Origin of the sequence: Ideonella sp. BN130291, from assembly GCF_036231905.1 — a bacterium.
GTDB lineage: Bacteria > Pseudomonadota > Gammaproteobacteria > Burkholderiales > Burkholderiaceae_C > CAMLIZ01.
Genome location: NZ_JAZARE010000004.1, coordinates 175,072 through 190,924, shown reverse-complemented (window position 1 = coordinate 190,924; position 15,853 = coordinate 175,072). Strand labels below are relative to the sequence as shown.

General features: G+C 67.4%; 14 protein-coding genes. 4 read left to right on the top strand and 10 right to left on the bottom strand.

Annotated features, from left to right (window positions below; genetic code table 11):
• Nucleotides 1-13 precede the first annotated feature (13 nt).
• The 8 genes from nudB to VPH43_RS10050 all read right to left on the bottom strand — a co-directional run bounded on the left by nudB (nucleotide 14) and on the right by VPH43_RS10050 (nucleotide 8,115).
• Nucleotides 14-511, bottom strand: coding sequence for a dihydroneopterin triphosphate diphosphatase (nudB, locus tag VPH43_RS10085; protein ID WP_328577557.1), 498 nt, complete (start codon nucleotides 509-511; stop codon nucleotides 14-16).
• A gap of 17 nt (nucleotides 512-528) precedes the next feature.
• Entirely contained in the window at nucleotides 529-1,326 is a 798-nt protein-coding gene (locus tag VPH43_RS10080) for a CsgG/HfaB family protein (RefSeq protein WP_328577556.1), read from the bottom strand.
• A gap of 65 nt (nucleotides 1,327-1,391) precedes the next feature.
• A complete protein-coding gene (aspS, locus tag VPH43_RS10075) occupies nucleotides 1,392-3,185 on the bottom strand; it encodes an aspartate--tRNA ligase (protein WP_328577555.1) in 1,794 nt (597 codons plus the stop codon).
• Between the two features lie 118 nt (nucleotides 3,186-3,303).
• Nucleotides 3,304-3,960, bottom strand: a complete 657-nt coding sequence (locus VPH43_RS10070; RefSeq protein WP_328577554.1) for a DUF502 domain-containing protein — start codon at nucleotides 3,958-3,960, stop codon at nucleotides 3,304-3,306.
• Nucleotides 3,961-3,987: 27 nt separating this feature from the next.
• On the bottom strand, nucleotides 3,988-4,323 hold the full coding sequence (locus tag VPH43_RS10065; protein WP_328577553.1) for an FmdB family zinc ribbon protein: 336 nt from the start codon (nucleotides 4,321-4,323) through the stop codon (nucleotides 3,988-3,990).
• A gap of 89 nt (nucleotides 4,324-4,412) precedes the next feature.
• A complete protein-coding gene (locus tag VPH43_RS10060) occupies nucleotides 4,413-5,867 on the bottom strand; it encodes a sodium:solute symporter family protein (protein ID WP_328577552.1) in 1,455 nt (484 codons plus the stop codon).
• Nucleotides 5,868-6,013: 146 nt separating this feature from the next.
• A complete protein-coding gene (gene ubiB / locus VPH43_RS10055) occupies nucleotides 6,014-7,573 on the bottom strand; it encodes a ubiquinone biosynthesis regulatory protein kinase UbiB (protein ID WP_328577551.1) in 1,560 nt (519 codons plus the stop codon).
• Nucleotides 7,570-8,115, bottom strand: a complete 546-nt coding sequence (locus tag VPH43_RS10050; RefSeq protein WP_328577550.1) for a hypothetical protein — start codon at nucleotides 8,113-8,115, stop codon at nucleotides 7,570-7,572. The genes ubiB and VPH43_RS10050 overlap by 4 nt, the downstream gene beginning before the upstream one ends.
• Before the next feature lie 173 nt (nucleotides 8,116-8,288).
• On the opposite strand from VPH43_RS10050, the gene VPH43_RS10045 reads away from it, so the two are divergent.
• The 4 genes from VPH43_RS10045 to VPH43_RS10030 are packed head-to-tail and all read left to right on the top strand — an operon-like array spanning nucleotide 8,289 to nucleotide 13,467.
• On the top strand, nucleotides 8,289-9,683 hold the full coding sequence (locus VPH43_RS10045; RefSeq protein WP_328577549.1) for an undecaprenyl-phosphate glucose phosphotransferase: 1,395 nt from the start codon (nucleotides 8,289-8,291) through the stop codon (nucleotides 9,681-9,683).
• Nucleotides 9,684-9,727: 44 nt separating this feature from the next.
• Nucleotides 9,728-10,978: a hypothetical protein gene (locus tag VPH43_RS10040; RefSeq protein WP_328577548.1), complete on the top strand. Its 1,251-nt coding sequence runs from the start codon at nucleotides 9,728-9,730 to the stop codon at nucleotides 10,976-10,978.
• A gap of 4 nt (nucleotides 10,979-10,982) precedes the next feature.
• A complete protein-coding gene (gene galE, locus VPH43_RS10035; protein ID WP_328577547.1) occupies nucleotides 10,983-12,002 on the top strand; it encodes a UDP-glucose 4-epimerase GalE in 1,020 nt (339 codons plus the stop codon).
• Between the two features lies 1 nt (nucleotide 12,003).
• Nucleotides 12,004-13,467 carry a mannose-1-phosphate guanylyltransferase/mannose-6-phosphate isomerase gene (locus VPH43_RS10030; RefSeq protein ID WP_328577546.1) on the top strand — a complete coding sequence of 488 codons (1,464 nt, stop codon included), beginning with the start codon at nucleotides 12,004-12,006 and terminating at the stop codon, nucleotides 13,465-13,467.
• A 78-nt stretch (nucleotides 13,468-13,545) separates the two neighbouring features.
• On the opposite strand, the gene VPH43_RS10025 is transcribed toward VPH43_RS10030, so the two are convergent.
• Together VPH43_RS10025 and VPH43_RS10020 are read right to left on the bottom strand one after the other, a co-directional pair.
• Entirely contained in the window at nucleotides 13,546-14,826 is a 1,281-nt protein-coding gene (locus VPH43_RS10025; protein WP_328577545.1) for a nucleotide sugar dehydrogenase, read from the bottom strand.
• Nucleotides 14,827-14,831: 5 nt separating this feature from the next.
• Entirely contained in the window at nucleotides 14,832-15,839 is a 1,008-nt protein-coding gene (locus VPH43_RS10020) for an NAD-dependent epimerase (RefSeq protein WP_328577544.1), read from the bottom strand.
• Nucleotides 15,840-15,853: the final 14 nt, after the last annotated feature.

Genomic DNA, 15,853 nt, shown 5'->3' with positions numbered 1-15,853 from the left:
TGTATTCCCGCCATCATGCCCCGTTTGCAGGGGCGATGAAGCGCGGCAGCATCAGGATGGCTTCTGCGTTGGAGGGCGAGAAGCAGCGGTCGGCCGCTTCGCGCCAGGGCAGCCAGGCGTGCTGCAGGTGTTCGCGGGCGCTGAGCTGCACCGGAATGTCGCGCGGCACGCGCAGCCCGAACACATGCTCGGTGTTGTGCGTCACGCCAGGCGCATACCGGTGGCGCCACACGGGATAGATCTCGTACAGGTTGCGAAAGCCCCAGTCGCGCAGCGCCGACAGCGGCACATCCGGTGAGCCGATCACGATGCCGGTTTCTTCGGCCACCTCGCGCACCGCGGTGGTGACCAGCGGTTCGTCGGGCAGGTCCTTGGAGCCGGTGACGCTCTGCCAGAAGCCGGGCTTGTCGGCGCGTTCGATCAGCAGCACCTGCAGGTCATCGGTGTGGATGACCACCAGCACCGACTCCGGGATCTTGTGGGGGCGTGGGCTCGCCGCGTCGGACACCATGCGGCGATTCTAGGCAGTCAGTGCTTCACCGGCACCGCAGGCGGCAGGTCCTTGGCGAGCAGCTGACGCACCTGGCCGACAAGCTTGTTGTGCGCATCGAAAAAGGCCGCGGCGATCACCTTGCCTTCGTTGGTGTTGCTCCAGCCCATGCCGCCAGCGGCCCCCATGCGGCCGAGCGCGAGACCGCCCACGCCCAGGTCGGTGGTGCGGGCGGAGCCGGTGGCGGCGGCCAGCTGCTCGGTGGTCTCGTTGTCGGTGAGCAGCAAGGCCACCTGCGCTTCCTTCAGCTTCACCTGCTCCGCCATGCCGGCCAGGCCGGGCACGCGGTTCAAGCCCGGGATGGCGGCGATCACGCCGCCGAGGCCGCGGCCCGCGTCCTGCTCGCTGAAGGTGAGGCTGGGCACCAGGGTGTACTGGGCCTCGTAGCCCTTGCCCTTCTGCACCGTGGAGTTCTTGCGCAGGATGCCGGCCTCCTTGAGCTCCTGCTCCTGGATGGTGCTGCGCAGCCCGGCCGCGCGGTCCACCACGCGGAAGCAGCCGCTTTGCTGCGCGATCAGCTTGATCAGCGGCACCGGCGAGGCGGGCAGCTGGTAGTTGGCATGCATGGTGTAGCCGCTCGGGTTCTCCGCCAGCGCCAGGGTGGCCACCGGGGCGTCGCACCGCGTCAGCTCCTGGGCAGCGCCCTGGGCGCCTGCCGGGCCGGCCGAGCCGGACACCACCGAACCGCCCTCGCCCAGCTCTGTCTTCTTCTGGCCGCAGCCGGCCAGGCAGAGCGCCACGATCGCCAGCGTGGCAGCGACTTGTTGTTGCTTCATGCCTTCCCCCTCTCAATGAAAAGGGGCTCGAAGAGCCCCTTTGGATGATGCCAGCCGCCCCACGGTCAGGCGCTTGCAACCTGGGGATTGCGCAGGCGGATGTGCAGCTCGCGCAGCTGCTTGTCGTCCACGCCGCTGGGCGCGCCGGTGAGCAGGCACTGGGCGCGCTGTGTCTTGGGGAAGGCGATCACGTCGCGGATCGATTCGGCCTTGGTCATCAGCGTGACCAGCCGGTCCAGCCCGAAGGCCAGGCCACCATGCGGCGGGGCGCCGTACTGCAGCGCGTCGAGCAGGAAGCCGAACTTCGCCTGCGCCTCCTCCGGCCCGATCTTCAGCGCGCTGAAGACCTTGCTCTGCACCTCGGCGCGATGGATACGCACCGAGCCGCCGCCCAGCTCCCATCCGTTGAGCACCATGTCGTAGGCCTTGGCGATGCAGGCGCCCGGATCGGTGTCCATCAGGTCCTCGTGCCCGTCCTTGGGCGCGGTGAACGGATGGTGCACCGCGTTCCAGCGCTGGCCTTCCTCGTCGTACTCGAACATCGGGAAGTCCACCACCCACAGCGGCGCCCACTTGTCCTCGAACAGGCCGTTGCTGCGGCCGAACTCGCTGTGGCCGATCTTGATGCGCAAGGCGCCGATGGCGTCGTTGACCACCTTCTCCTTGTCGGCACCGAAGAAGATCAGGTCGCCGGTCTGCGCGCCGGTGCGCTTCAGGATCTCGGCCACCGCCGCGTCGTGCAGGTTCTTCACGATCGGCGACTGCAGGCCCTCGCGGCCCTTGGCGAGGTCGTTCACCTTGATCCAGGCCAGGCCCTTGGCGCCGTAGATCTTCACGAACTCGGTGTAGCCATCGATCTCGCCGCGGCTCATCTCGCCGCCCTTGGGCACGCGCAGCGCCACGACGCGGCCGCCCGGCGTGGTGGCCGGGCCGCTGAAGACCTTGAAGTCCACGTCCTTCATCACCTCGGTGAGCTCGGTGAACTCCAGGTTGACGCGCAGGTCGGGCTTGTCGGAGCCGAAGCGGTGCATGGCTTCCGAATACTTCATCACCGGGTAGTCACCCAGCTCGACGTCCAGCGCCTTCTTGAAGACGTGCCGGATCATCCCTTCGAACATCGAGCGGATCTCTTCCTCGGTGAGGAAGCTGGTCTCGATGTCGATCTGGGTGAATTCCGGCTGGCGGTCGGCGCGCAGGTCCTCGTCGCGGAAGCACTTGGTGATCTGGTAGTAGCGGTCGAAGCCGGCCACCATCAGCAGCTGCTTGAACAGCTGCGGGCTTTGCGGCAGCGCGAAGAACATGCCGTCGTGCACGCGGCTGGGCACCAGGTAATCGCGTGCGCCCTCCGGCGTGCTGCGGGTGAGCATCGGCGTCTCGATGTCCACGAAGCCCTGCTCGTCCAGAAACTTGCGCACCTCCATCGCCACGCGGTAGCGCAGCATCAGGTTCTTCTGCATCGTGGGGCGGCGCAGGTCCAGCACGCGGTGCGTGAGGCGCGTGGTTTCCGACAGGTTCTCGTCGTCGAGCTGGAACGGCGGCGTGACGCTGGGGTTCAGCACCTCGAGCTCCAGGCACAGCACTTCCACCTTGCCGCTGGTGAGGTTGGCGTTCTCGGTACCGGCAGGGCGCGGGCGCACCTTGCCGGTCACCTTGAGGCAGAACTCGTTGCGCACGCCTTCGGCCGTCTTGAACATCTCCGGCCGGTCCGGGTCGCAGACGATCTGCACCAGGCCTTCGCGGTCGCGCAGGTCGATGAAGATCACGCCGCCGTGGTCGCGCCGGCGATGGGCCCAGCCCATCAGCGTGACGGTCTGGCCCATCAGCGCTTCGCTGACGAGGCCGCAATAGCTGGTTCTCATGGTTGTTCTCTCCGGATTCTTGGGGTCGCGGCTCACCGGCTGCAGGGGCCGGGCCGATGGTGAAGGCGTTGAGGCGGGCTGTATTGCAAGCCGTCAGGACTGAGCGTGCGCCGGACGCTCAGCCCGCCAGATTTCGTGCGGGCACGGCCGCCAGCGGCGGGTGGGTGCCCGGTACCACCACCCCCATGGAGATGATGTACTTGAGCGCCTCGTCCACGCTCATGGCCAGCGGCATCACGTCGCTGGACGGCACGATGAGGAAAAAGCCGGACGTCGGGTTGGGCGTGGTCGGCACGTACAGGCTGAGGTGGTCACCCGGGAGCAGGTGCTCCACTTCGCCACCCGGCTTGCCGGTGACAAACGCAATGGTCCAGGAGCCGGCGCGAGGGTACTGCACCAGCACCGCCTCGCGGAACGCGTTGCCGTTGCTCGAGAACAGGGTGTCCGACACCTGCTTCACCGAGCTGTAGATCGACTTGACGATGGGGATGTGGGACATCAGCCGGTCCCACTGCCGCACCGCCCATTGGCCCAGCACATTGGTGGCGAACACGCCCGACAGCAGCAGCCCCACCACCATGACGATCACCGACAGCCCCGGAAGATGGGCCAGCCGGTCGATGGTGGCATCGGCGCCATCGGGCGCCAGGATCTTCGCCATGCCCAGCAACCCGACGAACACGCCGTCCAGCAGCCCGAGCACCCACAGCAGCACCCAGATCGTGATGGCCAGCGGCAGCCACAGCAGCACGCCGGCGATGATGTACTTTCTCACTGGGTGCTTTCAGCCGGCTGTCGGGGTTCAATGGCAGGCGCAGGCGGTGCCGCAGCTGCCGGCAGAGCTGCCGCTGTCGCTGCTGGCGGCCGCGGTGCTGGCCGCAGGCGTTTCGGTTTTTGCCGGTTCGGACTTGGCGCCGTCCGGCGCCGCCGGCTTGCTGTCCCCGCCGGTGCTCTGACCGCCCCGGAAGTCGGTGACGTACCAGCCGGAGCCCTTGAGCTGGAAGCCCGCGGCGGTGACCTGCTTGGCAAACGAGGCCTTGCCGCACGAGGGGCAGGTGCTCAGCACGGGATCAGACAGCTTCTGCAGCACGTCTTTCGTGTGGCCGCACTCGGCGCAGCGATAAGCGTAGATCGGCATGGCTAAACCCTTGATTCAGAACATGAAATTATAAGCGGCCGCCCGACGGGGCAGCTCCGGACGCAAGGTGTGGGCGCGGGAACGCTTCTTCAAGCGAGCTTGTGGTGATGCGGCTCGTGCCGGTTCACCAGCACCTGGGGCGCCAGCGATCCGGCCACCATGCCCACCAGCGCCGCGATCAGACCCGCCAGCTGGCCGGGGAACTGCTCGCCCAGCTGGCTGACCTGCGGCAGGAACACCAGCCAGGTCAGCACGCCGGCGGCCAGGGACAGCACCGCCCCTTGGGTGGTGGCTCGGCGCCAGTACAGGCCGGTGACCAGCGGCACAAAGGCGCCCACGAGCGTGATCTGGTAGGCCGCGGACACCAGCTCGTAGATCGAGGTGCCCTTCATCGCGATCGCGTACAGCAGCACCAGCACCGCGAACACCACGATGGTGCAGCGCATGGCGAACAGCTGCTGGCGGTCCTTCATCTGCGGCCGCAGGTTCTTGAGGATGTTCTCCACGAAGCTGGTGCTGGGCGCCAGCAGCGTGGCGGAGGACGTGCTCTTGATCGCCGACAACAGGGCGCCGAAGAACAGGATCTGCATCACCAGCGGCATCTTGGTGAGCACGAAGGTGGGCAGCAGCCGCTGGTAGTCGTTCTTCGCCATGTCGAGCGCGTTGTCGCCCATCACCACGACCGCGCAGGCCACCACGAACATCGGCACGAAGGCAAACAGGATGTAGGCCAGGCCGCCGATGGCCGCGCCGTTGCGCGCCGTGCTGGCGCTCTTGGCGGACATCACGCGCTGGAACACGTCCTGCTGCGGGATGCTGCCCAGCATCATCGTGAGGCCCGCGCCGATGAAGGCGGCAATTTCAGTGAACGAGGGGGCCGGCAGGAAGCGGAAGAGATCCTTCTGCTGCGCCATGCCGATCACCTTGTCGGCCCCGCCGGCCAGGTCGCTGGCAAACACCGCGATGATGCTCAGGCCCACCACCAGCACGATCATCTGGATGAAGTCGGTCCAGGCCACGGCCAGGAAACCGCCGATCACCACGTACACCAGCACGGCCAGGGTGCCGACGATCATGCCGGTGGTCTCGGACATCGCACCCTGCGTGAGCACCGAGAACACCAGCCCGAGAGCGGTGATCTGGGCTGCCACCCAGCCGAGGTAGCTCAGGATGATGGCCGCCGAGCAGAACACCTCCACGCCCTTGCCGAAGCGCTGGCGGTAGAAGTCGCCGATGGTCAGCAGGTTCATCTTGTAGAGCTTGGTGGCGAAGAACACGCCCACCAGGATCAGGCAGGTGCCGGCGCCGAAGGGGTCTTCCACAATCGAGTTGAGGCCGCCCTGCACGAACTTGGCGGGGATGCCCATCACCGTCTCCGCACCGAACCAGGTGGCGAAGGTGGTGGTGATCACCATGATCAGCGGCAGGCTGCGTCCCGCCACCGCGAAGTCGCTGGTGTTCTTGATCCGGGTGCCGGCCCAGACGCCCAGTGCCAGCGTGCCCACGAGGTAGAGCACCACGAACGAGATGAGGGTGTAGTTCATGCGACCCGGGAGTGCAGTTGGAAGGGCGGCCGCGCGGCCGGGCCGCGGGGCGCTGCGCTATGCAGCGGCGGGCATTATCGGCGCAGTGCGACCCCCGGCTCGCTTTGCGCGCGGGCTGGCAGCAGGAAGCGTGCCGTAGTGCGCTTTCAACCCAGCTGCAGGCGCCAATACAGCTGCACCAGCACCCCGCCCGCCAGGAAGCCGACCATGCCCCACAGCAGGCCTTGCAGCAGCCGGTTGGTGCGGCGCTGCTCCGCCAGCAGCGCCAGCAAGGCGGGCGTGGCGGGGTCCGGCATGGCGGGTTGCTGCAGGCGCTGGTGCACCAGGCGCGGCAGCTCCGGCAGCAGCTGGGCATAACGCGGCGCTTCCTGCTTCAGGCGCTCCAGCAGGCCGCGCCAGCCGACCTGCTCGTTCATCCAGCGCTCCAGGAACGGCTTGGCCGTGTTCCAGAGGTCGAGGTCGGGGTCGAGCTGGCGCCCCAGGCCTTCTACGTTGAGCAGCGTCTTCTGCAGCAGCACGAGCTGCGGCTGGATTTCCACATTGAAGCGGCGCGAGGTCTGGAACAGGCGCAGCAGCACCTGCCCGAGCGAGATGTCCTTCAGCGGCCGGTCGAAATGCGGCTCGCACACCGCCCGCACGGCACTTTCGAGCGCGTCGATGCGCGTGCCGGGCGGCACCCAGCCGGATTCGAGGTGCAGCTCGGCCACCCGCTTGTAGTCGCGCCGGAAGAAGGCGATGAAGTTCTGCGCCAGGTATTCCTTGTCGAATTCGGTGAGCGTGCCGATGATCCCGAAGTCCAGCGCGATGTAGCGGCCGAAGGTCTCGGGCGCGAGGCTCACCTGGATGTTGCCCGGGTGCATGTCGGCATGGAAGAAGCCATCGCGGAACACCTGGGTGAAGAAGATGGTCACGCCATCGCGCGCCAGCTTCTTGATGTCCACGCCGGCCTCGCGCAGGCGCTGCATCTGGCTGATGGGCACGCCGTACATGCGCTCCATCACCAGCACCGTGGGTGTGCACAGGTCCCACACCATCTCGGGCACCAGCACCAGCTGCAGGTCCTGCATGTTGCGGCGCAGTTGCGCGGCGTTGGCGGCCTCGCGCACCAGGTCGAGCTCGTCATGCAGGTAGATGTCGAACTCGGCCACCACCTCGCGCGGCTTCAGGCGCCGGCCGTCCGCGCTGAAACGCTCCACCCAGCGCGCCATCTTGTGCAGCAGGGCGAGGTCGTCCTCGATGACCGGCAGCATGTTGGGGCGCAACACCTTCACCGCCACCTCGCGCCCGCCGATGAGGCGCGCGAAGTGCACCTGGGCGATGGACGCGCTGGCCACCGGCTCCACGTCGAAGTGCTCGAACACCTGGTCCAGCGGCCGGCCGAACGCCCGCTCGATCAAGGCCATTGCCTGCTGGCCGGGGAACGGCGGCACCCTGTCCTGCAGCAGCGCCAGCTCCTCCGCCACGTCCAGCGGCAGCAGGTCGCGCCGGGTGGACAGCACCTGACCGAACTTGACGAAGATGGGCCCCAGCCGCTCCAGTGCCAGGCGCAGGCGCACGCCGCGTGGCGCGTCCAGCCGCCGGCCCACCGTGAGCACACGCGCCAGCACGCTGGCCCAGCGCCGCCGAAAGCCGCTGAGTGCCAGCTCGTCCAGGCCGAAACGCAGGACGGTGAAGCCGATGAAAACGACCCGGGCCAGGTGCCTCATGGCCGGCGCCCGCCGGGCGCGTCTGGCTGCAGGCGTGACGCGAGGTCGCCACCGGCCTGGACCAGGCGCCGCAAGGCGGCGTCGAAAGCGCCGCCGGCGCGCGCCAGCTGGTGCGCCACGCCCGGGCCGAACAGCCGCTCCAGGTCGGCCGCCACGTCCCAGCGCAGGTTGTCCGCAAGCCAGTGCACGTCCGCAGCGAAGGCGGCATCCCCCTGGATGTCCATGGCGGGCGCCTGGCCCGACAACCAACGCAAGCCGAGCAGCGCCGGGTTGGCGGCATCGATGGTGACATGCAAGTTCGGCTGAGGCGGTGCACCCTCGGCACACCATTCCAGCAAGCCGGCCCGCGTGACGCTGAAGGCCAGGGTGGGCGGCGCCGGCAGCACGCTGGGCCAGTGCTGAAGATGCAACCCGATGCAACGGCCTGCGTGCGGTTGCATCCGCGCAATGGCGGCCGGCTCGCTCGCCAGGACATGGTTGATCAGCAGGGTGAGGCGCTCCATCGCGGCAGGCGCCACGAGCGCATTCAGGGCGTCGAGCATGGCGGGCATTGTAGGCACGGGGGGCCCGCCGATCCCCTGATCCGGGGCGCCGAAGCGCCGGGCGTTTTGAGGGAGAATCCCGCGCACCAGCGGGCCCTCAGACATTCGCCGCCTTGCCCCTATTGCAAAGCGGCCGCGCCGGCAGCTTGCCGCTCGCCCGACACCCTCCCACGATGTTCGAAGACCGCAGCTACAAAAGAACCTTCTACAGCGCGCCGCAGTCGGTGACGTCGCTGGTGGCGGCGTTTCTGGAGCCCACCGTCACCGTGCTCACGTTCCTGCTGGTGAACCAGTGGTACGACGAGCCGGTGCTGCGCTCCACGCTCACGCTGTGCCTGCTGATCTTTGCGCTCACCTTCCCGGGCCGCAACCGCTTCAAGGACAACCTGCTTGCGGCCGGGGTGGACATCGTCACCTCGTGGGTCAGCCTGCTCGCCATCCTGGCGCTGTGCGGCTATGCGACGCGCAGCTTCGGCTTCTTCGAGGAGGAGGTGCTGATCGCCTGGGCGGTGATCACGCCGGGGCTGCAGTGGATTGCGGTGTGGCTGGGCAAGCTGGTGCTCAAGCGCCAGGCCGCGCAGCCGGAGGCCCGGCGGCCGGCCATCGTGGTGGGTGCCGGCCCGCTGGGGGTGAAGGTGGCGAAGGCGCTGGCCGACAGCGAGGACCAGGGCATCGACTTCCTCGGCTACTTCGACGACCGGGCGGATGACCGGGTGCACGGCGACGCGACCGACAAGCGCCTGGGCGGCCTGAAGGACGTGGCACCCTTCATCCGCTCGCACAGCATCCGCGAGGTGTACATCACGCTGCCGCTGGGCTCCCAGCCGCGCATCGTGGAGCTGCTGGAGCAGCTGCAGGGCACCACCGCCTCCATCTTTTTCGTGCCCGACGTGTTCGGCATCAGCATCATCCAGGGCCGGTTGCAGGACATGAACGGCGTGCCGGTGGTCGGCATCTGCGAAACGCCCTTCACCGGCACCAACGAGCTGGTCAAGCGCATCTCGGACATCGTGCTGGCCACGATCATCCTGATCCTGATCTCGCCCATCCTCCTGATCATCGGCATCGGCGTGAAGCTGAGTTCGCCGGGACCGATCATCTTCCGCCAGCGGCGCAACGGGCTGCAGGGCGAGGAGATCATCGTCTACAAGTTCCGCTCCATGCGCACCATGGACAACGGCCCGGTGGTGCGCCAGGCCACCAAGGACGACCCGCGCATCACGCCGTTCGGCGCCTTCCTGCGCCGCACCTCGCTGGACGAACTGCCGCAGTTCATCAATGTGCTGCAGGGGCGCATGAGCATCGTGGGCCCGCGTCCGCATGCGGTGGCGCACAACGAGCAGTACCGGGAGATGATCAAGGCCTACATGGTGCGCCACAAGGTCAAGCCGGGCATCACCGGCTGGGCCCAGGTGAACGGCCACCGTGGCGAAACCGACACGATCGAGAAGATGCGCGCGCGCGTCGAATACGATCTGGAGTACCTGCGGAACTGGTCGCTCGGCCTGGACCTGCAGATCATCGTGCGGACCATCCGCCTCGTGTTCTTCGACCGCAACGCCTACTGAGCGCAGCTCGAGCGGTATCAAAGTCTCAACTCGAAAGGCTCCTCATGACCCTCCAGCGTCTGCTGACCGCCTGCCCGGCTCGCGCACTGGCCCTTGCCGCGGCCGCCGCCTGCCTCCCCGCCGCGCATGCGGAGACCAGCCCGTACTACATCGGGGCGCGCGAAACGATCACGCGTGATTCCAACGTCTACCGCGCTCCCGTCGCGATCAGCGACACCATCCTCAGCACCGGCATCTTCGGCGGGCTGGACCAGCAGATCAGCCGCCAGCGCCTGCGCGCCAACGTGTCGGCCGACTGGAACCGCTACCGCAACGAGGAGCGCCTGAACAACACCAGCGGCTCCGGCCTGGTGCGCCTGGACTGGGCCACGGTGGAGCACCTCTCCGGCGACCTGCAGGTCTCGCATTCGCAAAACCTGTATCGCGACTATCTGCAGGCTTCGCAGGCAGAGCAGAAAACCGTGGTCAAGACGACCGACGCGGCGTTCAACGCACGCCTGGGCGTGGTGACGGCCTGGACCCTGGAAGCGGGCGTCTTCGGCAATCGCACGCGTTACGACAACCCGCTGCTCATTGGCGGCAACCTGGACTACAACGGCTACCGCGCCGGCGTGCGCTACGGCCAGAGTTCCATCCTGAACGTGGGTCTGGCCGCACGGCATGCGGACGGCCACTACCCCAATCTGGGCGACGACCTCGACTTCAAGCGCAACGACATCCAGTTGCTGATCAATTGGCAGCCCACCGGCAGCAGCATGCTGGACGGCTGGATCAGCCGCTCGCGCGTAAGCTATGAATCGGCCCGGCCTCGTTCCGACAACGTCACGACCGGCTCCCTCACCTACCGCTACCGGCCGGGCGGCCGGTTGACGCTGGACGCGCTGTTCAACCGGGACACCAGTGCCGGTCAGTACACCTACCAGGACGTCGTGCTGGTCGACAATGCCCCGTTGCCGCTCGGTGATGCTCACGCAGCGACCACACGCATCTCCACCACGACCGGACTGTCGGCGGGTTATGAACTCACCGGCAAGATCAAGCTGGCGCTTAACCTGCGCCACACTGAGCGCCAACTCGACAATACGCTCGATGGACTGCTGCAGGACCAGACCATTTCGGCCAGCGACAAGACGAACCGGGCCAGCCTGACCGCCAGCTACGACGCCACCCGCAGCCTGAGCTTCAGTTGCGGCGTCACCCGGGTGAAGCGCTCGGCCGAAGGATCGGCCTCACTGACCTACAGCTACGCGGTCAACCTGGCCAACTGCGCTGCGCAGTTCGCCCTCCAGCTCTGACCCGATGAAAAAAACCATTCTGCTCACCGGCGCCGCCGGCTACATCGCCTCGCACACCTGGCTGGCCCTGCTCGAGGCGGGTTACCAGGTGGTGGGCGTGGACGACTTCTCCAACAGCTCGCCCGAGGTGCTCAAGCGCCTGGCAGAGCTGTCCGGCACCACGCCCACGTTCGAGCAGGCTGACGTCTGCGACCCGGCAGCGATGCGCGATGTGGTGCAACGCCACCAGCCCGACGCCGCAGTGCACTTCGCGGCATTCAAGGCCGTGGGTGAATCGACCCAGAAGCCGCTGGCCTACTACCGCAACAACCTCGGCGGGCTGGTGAACGTGTGCGAAATCCTGCAGGCCCATGGCTGCAAGCGCTTCGTGTTCAGCTCCAGCGCCACCGTGTACGGCAAGCCGGAACACCTGCCGATCACCGAAGACAGTGCGCTGTCCGCCACCAACCCGTATGGCGCCACCAAGCTGTTCGGCGAGCGCATCCTCGAAGACCTGGGCGCATCGGATTCCGAATGGTGCACGGCGTCGCTGCGCTATTTCAACCCGGTGGGCGCCCACCCCAGCGGCCGCATCGGGGAGGACCCGCGCGGTACGCCGAACAACCTCATGCCCTATGTGGCCCAGGTGGCGGTGGGCCGGCGCGAGTACCTGCAGGTCTTCGGCAACGACTACGAAACGCCGGACGGCACCGGGGTGCGCGACTACATCCACGTGGTGGACCTGGCCGAGGGCCATGTCGCGGCGCTGAACTACCTCTTCGACAAGAGCACGTCCATCACCGTCAACCTCGGCACCGGCCGCGGCTACAGCGTGCTGGAGGTGGTGAAGGCTTATGAAGCCGCGAGCGGCCGGCCAGTGCCCTATCGCTTTGCCCCACGCCGCCCCGGCGACGTGGCGTCCGTCTACGCCGATCCGGCCAGTGCCGAGCGCCTGCTGGGCTGGCGCGCCCGTCACGACCTGGCCCGCATGTGCGAGGACAGCTGGCGCTGGCAGCAGATGAACCCGCGCGGCTTTGAGGCCTGACATGCCCAACGACACCTCCCAGACGCTTCAGATCACGCCCGTCATCATGGCCGGCGGCAGCGGCACGCGGCTGTGGCCCCTGTCGCGCGCCGGCTATCCCAAGCAGTTCCTGGTGCTGGACGCCAGCAACAAGAGCCTGTTCCAGCAGGCGGTGCGCCGCATGGCGCTGGTGTCCGGCGCCCAGCTGGCGGTGGGCGCGCCCATCATCGTGGGCAACGAGGAACACCGCTTCCTCATGCTGGACCAGCTGCGCGAGGAGAACGTGCAGCCAGCCGCCGTGCTGCTCGAGCCGAGCGGCCGCAACACCGCACCGGCGCTCACGCTGGCCGCGCTGCAGGCCCTGGAGGCAGGGCAGGACCCGGTGCTGCTAGTGACCCCCGCCGACCAGACGGCCACCGATGAGCCCGCCTTCGCCCAGGCGCTGGCGCGCGCCGCGCGGGCCGCAGCGGACGGCAGCATCGTGATCCTCGGCGTGCAGCCGGACCGCCCGGAAACCGGCTACGGATACATCCGCACCAATGCCGATGGCGACACGCCGACAGTCGCCCGTTTTGTCGAAAAACCAGACGTGGACACCGCCAAGCGCTACCTCGCCGAAGGCGGCTATGCCTGGAACAGCGGCCTGTTCGTGCTGCGCGCCTCTACCTGGATGGCGGCGCTGGAGCGCTTCCGCCCGGACATCGCCGGCGCCACCCGCATCGCCTTTGCAGCGCGCAAGCTCGACGGCCCTTTCGTGCGCCCGGGCGCGGAGGCGTTTGCGGCGGTGCCGTCCGAATCGGTCGACTATGCGGTGATGGAAAAGTGCCCCGGTGCGCTGCCGATCCGCATGGTGCCGCTGGCGGCCGGCTGGAACGATCTGGGCGCCTGGGACGCCGTATGGCAGGTGGCCGTCAAGGACGCGCAGGGCAACGCCCGCCATGGCGACGCCCTGATGCACGAAGCGCACAACACCCTGGTGCACGCGACCAGCCGGCTGGTGAGCGTGGTGGGCCTGGACAACGTGGTCGTGGTGGAAACGCCTGACGCGGTGCTGGTGGCCGACCGCAGCCGCAGCCAGGAGGTCAAGAAGATCGTCAACCAGCTGGGCGAGCAGCAGCGCGGTGAACACGAGCTGCATCGCAAGGTGCACCGGCCCTGGGGCTGGTACGACAGCATCGACTCGGGCTCGCGTTTCCAGGTCAAGCGCATCCTGGTGAAACCCGGCGCATCACTCAGCCTGCAGAAACACCACCATCGCGCCGAACACTGGATCGTGGTGTCCGGCACGGCCGAAGTCACCTGCGGCGAGCGCAAGGTCCTGCTCACCGAGAACCAGAGCACCTACATCCCGCTCGGCGAGGTGCATCGGCTGGCCAACCCGGGCAAGGTGCCGCTGGAGATCATCGAAGTGCAGAGCGGCAGCTACCTCGGCGAAGACGACATCGTGCGCTTCGAGGACACCTACGGGCGCGCGCCCAAGGGCTGAGCGGGCCGCGCGCCATACGGCCAAAGCAAAACCGCCCGGCTTGCAACCGGGCGGTTTCACTTGCGGAGCGCTACAGGGCTACAGGCGCCAGCCGCGGAAACCCAGCGCTTCCACCTCGGCCGCCGTGTAGGTGGACTTGACGTCGGCAAACACCCCACCCGGCACCAGGCGCGAGGTGATCTGGGCCAGGCCCATCTGCGCGTAGGCTTGGTGCGCCACCGCCGCAACGACGGCTTGCGCCTGGGGCAAGGCATCCCAGGCTTCGAGCGCCACGCCGTATTCATGCGCGCACTCCTCGGGGCTGGCCAGGGGGTCGTGCACATGCACCTTCACCCCAAAGCTCTGCAGTTCCCGCACGATGTCGATGACCTTGCTGTTGCGCACGTCCGGGCAGTTCTCCTTGAAGGTCATGCCGAGCACGATGACGTTGGCATCCTTGACCACCAAGCCATTGGCGATCATGAGCTTGACCGTCTGCTCGGCGACGAACTTGCCCATGTTGTCGTTGATGCGCCGGCCCGCCAGGATCACCTGCGGGTGATAGCCCAGCATGTCGGCCTTGTGGGTGAGGTAGTACGGGTCCACGCCGATGCAATGGCCGCCCACCAGCCCGGGGCGGAACGGCAGGAAGTTCCACTTGGTGCCCGCGGCCTGCAGCACCTCCATCGTGTCGATGCCGATGCGGTGGAAGATCAGCGCCAGCTCGTTCATGAGCGCGATGTTGAGGTCGCGCTGCGTGTTCTCGATCACCTTGGCGGCCTCGGCCACCTTGATGCTGCTCGCCCGGTACACCCCCGCCGTGATCACCGCCCCGTACACCTGGGCCACCTTCTCCAGCGTGTCAGCGCTGTCCCCGGCCACCACCTTGGTGATCTTGGTGACCGTGCGCTCCTTGTCGCCGGGGTTGATGCGCTCGGGGCTGTAGCCCACGAAGAAGTCGCTCTTCCAGCGCAGGCCCGATTCGCGCTCGAGCACCGGGATGCAGACCTCCTCGGTCGCACCCGGATACACGGTGGACTCGTAGACCACGATCGCGCCGCGCTTCATGTGCCGGCCCACGGTCTTGGAGCTGGACACCAGCGGGCCGAAGTCAGGCTGGTGCGCCTCGTCCACCGGCGTGGGCACCGCCACGATGATGACATCCGCCTCCGCCAGCACGGCGGGGTCGGTGTGGCAGCTCAGGAGCGTGGCCGCCTGCAGGTCCTGCGTGGACACCTCGCCGGTGGGGTCGATGAAGCGGCGATAGCTGTCCACCTTGGCGGCGGACAGATCAAAACCGAGGGTGCGGAACTTCTTTCCGAACTCCACGGCGAGCGGCAGGCCGACATAGCCCAGGCCGACGACGGCGACAGTGGTCATGGATTTCAAACCCGGTAGTAGCTGCGATACCAATCAACGAAACGGCCCACACCCTGCTGGATGGAGGTGGCCGGCTTGAACCCCGTCCACGCCTGGAGCTCGGACACGTCGGCATAGGTGGCGGGCACATCGCCCGGCTGCATGGGACGCAAGTGCTTGACCGCAGTCTTGCCGATGGCGGCTTCGATAGCCGACACAAAGTCCATCAGCTGCACCGGCCCCTGGTTGCCGATGTTGAACACGCGGTAAGGCGCACGCGAACGAGCCGGATCTGGCTGCAAGGGATCGAAGCCCGTGTCCGATCGGGCCGGCTTGTCGATCACGCGGACCAGCCCCTCGACGATGTCGTCGACAAAGGTGAAGTCGCGCTGCATGCGCCCTTCGTTGAACAGCTCGATCGGCCGATCCTCGAGGATGGCCTTGGTGAACAGGAACAGCGCCATGTCGGGCCGGCCCCAGGGACCGTACACCGTGAAGAAGCGCAGCCCGGTGGTCGGCAGGCCGTACAGGTGGCTGTAGGTGTGCGCCATCAGCTCGTTGGCCTTCTTGGTGGCCGCGTACAGGCTGATGGGGTGGTCCACGCCATGGTGTTCGGAGAACGGCATGCGCTCGTTGCCGCCGTAGACGCTGCTGCTGCTGGCGTACACCAGGTGGCCGACGCCGTTGTGCCGGCAGCCCTCCAGCACATTGACAAAGCCGACGATGTTGGCGTCGACGTAGGCATGCGGGTTCTGCAGCGAGTAGCGCACGCCCGCCTGCGCGGCCAGGTTCACCACCACGTCGAACCGGTGGCTGGCAAACAGGGCCTGCATGCCGTCGCGGTCGGCGATGTCGGCCTGCTCGAAACGGAAGCTCGCGTGCGCGGCAAGCCTGGCCAGGCGGTCACGCTTGAGCTGGGGGTCGTAGTAGTCGTTGAGGTTGTCGACGCCGAGCACGGTGTCGCCACGCTCGAGCAGGCGCAGGGCGAGATGCATGCCGATAAACCCCGCGGCGCCGGTGATCAGCACGTTCATGGCGCGATTATGGG

Bases quoted from the DNA above. Each gene is read 5' to 3' on its own strand.
- nudB (WP_328577557.1), bottom strand. From the start codon at position 511: ATGGTGTCCGACGCGGCGAGCCCACGCCCCCACAAGATCCCGGAGTCG.
- VPH43_RS10080 (WP_328577556.1), bottom strand. From the start codon at position 1,326: ATGAAGCAACAACAAGTCGCTGCCACGCTGGCGATCGTGGCGCTCTGC.
- aspS (WP_328577555.1), bottom strand. From the start codon at position 3,185: ATGAGAACCAGCTATTGCGGCCTCGTCAGCGAAGCGCTGATGGGCCAG.
- VPH43_RS10065 (WP_328577553.1), bottom strand. From the start codon at position 4,323: ATGCCGATCTACGCTTATCGCTGCGCCGAGTGCGGCCACACGAAAGAC.
- VPH43_RS10060 (WP_328577552.1), bottom strand. From the start codon at position 5,867: ATGAACTACACCCTCATCTCGTTCGTGGTGCTCTACCTCGTGGGCACG.
- ubiB (WP_328577551.1), bottom strand. From the start codon at position 7,573: ATGAGGCACCTGGCCCGGGTCGTTTTCATCGGCTTCACCGTCCTGCGT.
- VPH43_RS10050 (WP_328577550.1), bottom strand. From the start codon at position 8,115: ATGCTCGACGCCCTGAATGCGCTCGTGGCGCCTGCCGCGATGGAGCGC.
- VPH43_RS10045 (WP_328577549.1), top strand. From the start codon at position 8,289: ATGTTCGAAGACCGCAGCTACAAAAGAACCTTCTACAGCGCGCCGCAG.
- VPH43_RS10040 (WP_328577548.1), top strand. From the start codon at position 9,728: ATGACCCTCCAGCGTCTGCTGACCGCCTGCCCGGCTCGCGCACTGGCC.
- galE (WP_328577547.1), top strand. From the start codon at position 10,983: ATGAAAAAAACCATTCTGCTCACCGGCGCCGCCGGCTACATCGCCTCG.
- VPH43_RS10030 (WP_328577546.1), top strand. From the start codon at position 12,004: ATGCCCAACGACACCTCCCAGACGCTTCAGATCACGCCCGTCATCATG.
- VPH43_RS10025 (WP_328577545.1), bottom strand. From the start codon at position 14,826: ATGACCACTGTCGCCGTCGTCGGCCTGGGCTATGTCGGCCTGCCGCTC.
- VPH43_RS10020 (WP_328577544.1), bottom strand. From the start codon at position 15,839: ATGAACGTGCTGATCACCGGCGCCGCGGGGTTTATCGGCATGCATCTC.